Raw genomic sequence first — 442 nt, 5'->3', positions numbered from 1 at the left:
ACATCTTTCGATGCGTTGAACGCTTAAAGAAAACTTTACTTCTTCCAGATTGTTAAAGAACGAGAACTACACTTATCGAAACTCAGCACTGCTGGGTTTTGATAAGGATAGTCAAACAGTCGATGGTGGAGGATGACGGGATCGAACCGACGACCCCCTGCTTGCAAAGCAGGTGCTCTCCCAGCTGAGCTAATCCCCCTTCAGGATTTTGGTAATAACCCTGGTGGGTCTGGTTGGATTCGAACCAACGACCCCCGCGTTATCAACACGGTGCTCTAACCGACTGAGCTACAGACCCGAACTGTTCTCGTTTAACTTTACTAACAGCCGATAAGCGTGGACGCTTGATGATTGGGCTTTCGCCCTGTGCCACTCTAGAAAGGAGGTGATCCAGCCGCACCTTCCGATACGGCTACCTTGTTACGACTTCACCCCAGTCACG

2 tRNA genes and 1 rRNA gene are annotated in these 442 nt (G+C 50.0%); all 3 read right to left on the bottom strand.

From position 1 onward, the window contains the following. Nucleotides 1-123: 123 nt before the first annotated feature. Nucleotides 124-199, bottom strand: a tRNA-Ala gene (locus tag AC3A6M_RS24885). 22 nt (nt 200-221) lie between these two features. Then, a tRNA-Ile gene (locus AC3A6M_RS24880) sits at nt 222-298 on the bottom strand. An 80-nt stretch (nt 299-378) separates the two neighbouring features. Then, a 16S ribosomal RNA gene (locus AC3A6M_RS24875) occupies nt 379-442 on the bottom strand; the annotation flags it as partial.

This window comes from Telluria sp. Soil_C_11, from assembly GCF_057657395.1.
This window is presented reverse-complemented; position numbering and strand designations above follow the sequence as displayed.